Raw genomic sequence first — 5,354 nt, forward strand, 5'->3', positions numbered from 1 at the left:
GCGATGGCGAGCGGGCGGGACCGTTCCCGGCCCCCGACCGGCCGGTGGCGCGGATCGTGTCGACCCGCTGGTCGACCGAAGAGGCGCGCGACCGGGTGAGCGAGGCGGATTCGGTGATGGACCGGGCCGGCGTCGTGCCCGGCATGACCGTTGCCGATATCGGCGCGGGCGAGGGCTATTACACGGTGCGACTGGCGACGCGCGTCGGCACGAATGGCCGCGTGCTCGCGCAGGACATCGTGCCCGAGGTGCGCGACGCGCTGGCCGCGCGCGTCAACCGCGAGCGGCTGGACAATGTCTCGGTCAAGCTGGGCGAGCCGGACAATCCCAAGCTGCCCGCCGGCAGTTTCGACCGGGTGTTCATGGTGCATATGTATCATGAGATCGGCCAGCCCTATGCCTTTTTGTGGCATCTGCGCCCGGCGCTGCGCCCCGGCGGGCGGGTGATCGTCGTCGATTCCGACCGGCCGACCCAGAATCACGGCACGCCCCCGGCGCTGCTCGCCTGCGAATTTGCTGCCCTGGGCTATCGCCAGGTCGCGTTCGCGCCGATGCCCAGCGCCGACAGCTATTTCGCCGCCTTCGAAGCAGACGGGCCACGGCCGGAGCCGGCGACGGTCCGCGCCTGCCGCTACAACAGGCCGAGCAGGTAAAAGGACGTCCAGCCGCCGCGCGCGATCACCAGATGATCGTGCAGGCCGATCCCGACCGGGCCAAGCAGCGCGGCCAGCCGGCGCGTCGCCGCAATGTCGCCGGGGCTGGGCATCGGATCGCCGCCGGGATGATTGTGCGCCAGCACGATCCCCGCCGCCCCGGCACCGAGCGCGCGAGCAAGGATCGCCCGGGCGGGCAGATCGATGTCGGTCGCCCGGCCCACGAACAGCTGCTGCGCGATCAGCTGCCTGCCCTGTGTCAGATGGAGCACGGCCAGCCGCTCATGCCGCAGCGGCGCCAGTCCCGGTGCCAGCAGGCGATAGGCCGCGCCGGGCCGGTCGATCACCGGCCCGGCGGCGACGGGGGCGTCGACAATCGCCGCGTCCCGTGCAGGTCGCTTGGCATGCATCGCCAAGAACTGCCCGGCCGGCGACGCCGCCGCCCAGCGCGATCCGGGCCATTGCGGAGCGGATCGCGCCGGACCTGATCCGATCCGGCGCGATCTGTGGCTCAGCCCGATGCGCCGAGCGCGACGAGCAGAAAGGCAAACAGGGTCAGCGCGACCAGCGCGAGGATGAGCAAAAGTCCGGTGCGAAGCAGCGCATTGCCCCGGCCAAGCCGATAGGCACCGCGCATCTGCCGGTACATATGGACGGGCGGGATCAGCGTGGCGGCGGTCATCACCCATGTTTCGGACAGCGGCACCGATCCCAGAACCGCCAGCACGACGACCAGCAGCGACATGAACGCCAGCGAATAGGTGACGAACACGGCGTGATCATAAAGCCGGTATTCGCGCCGCCACGCAAACAGCAGCCACAGAAGCGGGGTCGAGATCGGGATCAGCGCCCAGCTGAATTTATAGGCGCTCGACTGGATCTTGTAGAGCAGCAGCCCGGGATTGGCGCTGGCCTTTTTGAGCCGCGCATCGATGGCGGCAAGGCCGGTGTCGAACGCGCCGCCATCCGTCCCCGGCCGAACCAGTCCGGAGGTCATCGACAGCACCGCCCGTTCCTGTTCGAGCGCGGCAGTCTCCGCCCCGCGCGCCTTGGCCGCGGCGATGCGGGCGTCGAGATCGCGCCGCGCCGCCGCCAGCTCGTCCGCCGGCGTCGATGCGGCGCGGGGGGCAAGCTTGTCGCCCCCGATGACGTTCAGTTCCATGCCCAGCGCGCCGAACACGCCGAACATCAGAAACACCGAGAAAAGAAACAGCGCGATCGGCGACACGAAGCGCGCGCGTTCCCCGGCGATATAGCGGCGGGTGAGCGCGCCCGGATGCCAGACGAGCAGCGGCAGCGTGTTCCAGATCCGCCCTTCGAAATGCAGCACGCCATGGGCAAGATCGTGCCAGATCGCCGCCAGCGAGCGATGGACATGGGCGGCCTGCCCACAGCCATGGCAATAGGCACCGGCCAGCACCGTCCCGCAGTTAGCGCAGATGCCGGGCCGGGATCCGGCATGCCCCTCTTCACCGGGCGACCCTGTAGTCGCCCCGGCTGCCGTCGTCATGGTCGCCATCTGCCGCACTCCTCCGCCGCCCCGCCTAGCGCGACTTCGGCCCGCCATGCTAGGCCGCGCGGATGACCGATGCCAGCCAGATGATCGGGGCGATGGCCGCGCGCGCGCGGGCCGCCGCCGCCGCGCTTGCCCGCCTGCCCGCCCTGGCAACCGCCGCCGCGCTGCGGGCGGCAGCGGCGCAGATCCGCGCCCGGGTCGGCATCATCGCCGATGCCAATGCGCGCGATCTGGCCGCGGCATCGGGCCTGTCGCCGGCGCTGATCGACCGGCTGCGGCTCGACGGGCCACGGATCGAGGCGATGGCGGCGGCGATGGCCGATGTCGCGGCGCTCGACAGCCCGGTCGGGGCCGAAATCGACCGCCGCACCCGGCCCAACGGGCTGGTGCTGGCGCGGGTGCGGGTGCCGATCGGCGTCATCGGCATCATCTATGAAAGCCGGCCCAACGTCACCGCCGATGCGGCGGCGCTGGCGCTGCGCGCGGGCAATGCGGTGATCCTTCGCGGCGGATCGGAGGCGGTTCACACCAACCGCGCGATCCACGCCGCGATTGCCGCCGGCATTGCGGAGGCGGGGCTGCCCGCCGACGCCGTGCAGCTGGTCGGTGATCAGGACCGGGCGCTGGTCACCGCGATGCTCGGCGCGGCCGGGCAGATCGACCTGATCGTGCCGCGCGGGGGCAAATCGCTGGTCGCAGCCGTGCAGGCGGGGGCGCGCGTGCCGGTGCTCGCGCATCTGGATGGCAACAACCATGTCTATGTTCATGCCGCCGCCGATCCGGCGATGGCGGCTGCCATCGTCACCAACGCCAAGCTGCGCCGCACGGGCATTTGCGGGGCGATGGAAACGCTGCTGATCGACGCCGCCTATCCCGAGGCGCGGGCGCTGGTCGCGATGCTGATCGAACGCGGCTGCGCGCTGCGCGGCGACGGGCGGGCGCAGGCGCTTGATCCCGCCATCACCCCGGCATCGGCCGAGGACTGGGACACCGAATATCTGGATGCCATCGCCACGGTCGGGATCGTCGACGGGCTGGATGCGGCGCTGGCGCATATCGCCGCTCATGGTTCGGGCCATACCGATGCCATCGTCACCGGCGACGCGATGGCAGCCGAACGCTTTCTGGCCGAAGTCGACAGCGCGATCGTGCTGCACAATGCCTCGACCCAGTTCGCCGATGGCGGCGAGTTCGGGCTGGGGGCCGAAATCGGCATTGCCACCGGGCGGCTGCACGCGCGCGGCCCGGTCGCGCTTGAAGGGCTGACCACCTATAAATGGATCGGGCGGGGCAGCGGCCAGGTGCGCGGATGAAGCGTATCGGGCTGCTCGGCGGCTCGTTCAACCCGGCCCATGGCGGCCACCGCGCGATCAGCCGCCATGCGCTGCGCGCGCTCGATCTGGACGAGATCTGGTGGCTGGTGTCGCCGGGCAATCCGCTGAAGGACGCCGGCACCATGGCCCCGCTGACTGCGCGACTCGCCTCGGCGCGCGCGGTGGCGCGGGGGCTGCCGATCCGCGCAACCGCGATCGAGGACCGGCTTGGCACCCGCTACACGGTCGACACGCTCGACCGGCTGGTCCGGCGGCACCCGCATGTCCGGTTCATCTGGCTGATGGGGGCGGACAATCTGGCCCAGTTTGACCGCTGGCGGGCATGGCGGCGCATCGCCCGCACGGTGCCGATTGCGGTGATCGCCCGTCCGGGATATAATCGCGACGCTCTTGCGAGCAACGCAATGGCCTGGCTGCGGCGCTTCGTCCGGCCCGCCGGCCAGCACCAAGACTGGACGATGTGGAGACTGCCGGCGCTCGTGCTGCTGCGCTTTCGCCCCGATCCGCGTTCGGCGACGGCAATCCGCCGCGCCGATCCCGATTGGCACCGCCGCCCCGTCTCCCGCGTTCGGACTGGTCCAACACGGACAGGCAGCGATGCCCGTCCACCGACACCCTGATCCCCTTTTCAAGAGGAATGCCATTGCCTGCTTCATCCCGCGCTCCGAGCACCGCCGAGACCGATCCGGTCGGGGCGCTGCACAGGCTCGTCCTGTCCTCGCTTGAAGACGATCAGGCGGTCGAGACGGTCTCGATCCCGCTTGCCGGCAAGAGCAGCATCGCCGACCACATGGTGATCGCCAGCGGCCGTTCGACCCGTCAGGTCGCATCGATGGCGCAGAAGCTTGTCGAGCGGATCAAGGCCGAACTGGGCCGGATCGCGCGGGTCGAAGGGCTGCCGGCCGCCGACTGGGTGCTGATCGATGCCGGCGACGTGATCGTCCATCTGTTCCGCCCCGAAGTGCGCAGCTTCTACAATCTGGAACGCATGTGGGCCTTTGGCGAAGCGCCCGCCCCCGGCGCGGCGGAGGACGGCCAGGCGGGTCAGGCCTTTGCCGGCCGGCCGATGACCGGTTTCGATCCCGCTGGCGGGTCGCTGGCGGCCGACCGCTGACGCCTTGCTGCTGCACATCATCGCGCGCGGCCGGATCGGGCGCGGGGCCGAGGCTGATCTGGTCGACCGCTATCTGCGCCGGATCGCCTGGCCGGTCAGGATGACCGAGCTGCCCGATCAGGGCGGCCGGATGCCCGCCCCCGCGCCCGCCAGCGTGACGGTCGCCCTCGACGAGCGCGGCGAGATGCTGGGATCGATGGAGCTGGCGCAGCGGCTGGGCCGGTGGCGCGACGATGGCCGGCGCGAATGCCGGTTCCTGATCGGTGCCGCCGACGGCCATGATCAGGAGGCGCGGGCCGAGGCCGATCTGCTGCTTGCCTTTGGCCGCGCCACCTGGCCGCATCTGCTCGCCCGGGCGATGCTGGCCGAACAATTGTGGCGGGCGACCAGCATCCTCGCCAACCATCCCTATCACCGCGAAGGCTGATGGCGCGCGCCGGCCGCTTCCCGCCCGCGCGCCCGCGCCGCCCCGCCGTCACGATTGCCGTCGCGGCTGCCGCTGCGCTCGCCATCGCGGCGCTGATCGGCCTGTGGGCGACATGGCGGCAACCAGCGGGTTCCGGCATCGCCACCCCGCCCGCCGCTTTGGCCCCGGCCCCGACCGGCAGCGAGCGGCGGCGGCTGGCCGAAGCGCGCGGGGCCGCCGATGCGGCACGGCAGCGGGCGGCGCGGCTCGACGCGCTGGCGGCACGCGCGCGTGATGCGGCCGCGCGGGCGCGCCACGAACAGGCGGCGCT

At 71.3% G+C, this 5,354-nt stretch carries 8 protein-coding genes; 6 read left to right on the plus strand and 2 right to left on the minus strand.

Annotation, left to right across the window (positions count from 1 at the left end):
• Positions 1 to 653, plus strand: a 653-nt coding sequence (locus OPU66_RS14595) for a class I SAM-dependent methyltransferase (RefSeq protein ID WP_498554372.1), incomplete at its 5' end; no start/stop codon positions are given.
• Here OPU66_RS14595 and OPU66_RS14600 read toward each other — a convergent pair.
• Together OPU66_RS14600 and OPU66_RS14605 are read right to left on the minus strand one after the other, a co-directional pair.
• Positions 632 to 1,063, minus strand: a complete 432-nt coding sequence (locus OPU66_RS14600) for a JAB domain-containing protein (protein WP_498554381.1) — start codon at positions 1,061 to 1,063, stop codon at positions 632 to 634. The two genes, OPU66_RS14595 and OPU66_RS14600, sit on opposite strands and share 22 nt — an antisense overlap.
• 101 nt (positions 1,064 to 1,164) lie before the next feature.
• Complete coding sequence (locus OPU66_RS14605; RefSeq protein WP_498554373.1) at positions 1,165 to 2,172, minus strand: DUF3667 domain-containing protein; 1,008 nt, start codon at positions 2,170 to 2,172, stop codon at positions 1,165 to 1,167.
• A gap of 62 nt (positions 2,173 to 2,234) precedes the next feature.
• On the opposite strand from OPU66_RS14605, the gene OPU66_RS14610 reads away from it, so the two are divergent.
• From OPU66_RS14610 to OPU66_RS14630, 5 genes are all read left to right on the plus strand, one after another.
• Positions 2,235 to 3,482, plus strand: coding sequence for a glutamate-5-semialdehyde dehydrogenase (locus OPU66_RS14610; RefSeq protein ID WP_498554375.1), 1,248 nt, complete (start codon positions 2,235 to 2,237; stop codon positions 3,480 to 3,482).
• A complete protein-coding gene (locus OPU66_RS14615; RefSeq protein ID WP_498554376.1) occupies positions 3,479 to 4,123 on the plus strand; it encodes a nicotinate-nucleotide adenylyltransferase in 645 nt (214 codons plus the stop codon). The genes OPU66_RS14610 and OPU66_RS14615 overlap by 4 nt, the downstream gene beginning before the upstream one ends.
• Before the next feature lie 17 nt (positions 4,124 to 4,140).
• Positions 4,141 to 4,617: a ribosome silencing factor gene (gene rsfS, locus OPU66_RS14620; RefSeq protein WP_498554377.1), complete on the plus strand. Its 477-nt coding sequence runs from the start codon at positions 4,141 to 4,143 to the stop codon at positions 4,615 to 4,617.
• 4 nt (positions 4,618 to 4,621) lie between these two features.
• Positions 4,622 to 5,044, plus strand: coding sequence for a 23S rRNA (pseudouridine(1915)-N(3))-methyltransferase RlmH (locus OPU66_RS14625; protein WP_498554378.1), 423 nt, complete (start codon positions 4,622 to 4,624; stop codon positions 5,042 to 5,044).
• A partial coding sequence (locus OPU66_RS14630; protein ID WP_498554380.1) for a hypothetical protein occupies positions 5,044 to 5,354 on the plus strand: 311 nt, incomplete at its 3' end. The genes OPU66_RS14625 and OPU66_RS14630, both read left to right, overlap by 1 nt.

The sequence above is a fragment of the Sphingomonas sp. URJC2 genome, from assembly GCF_059803575.1.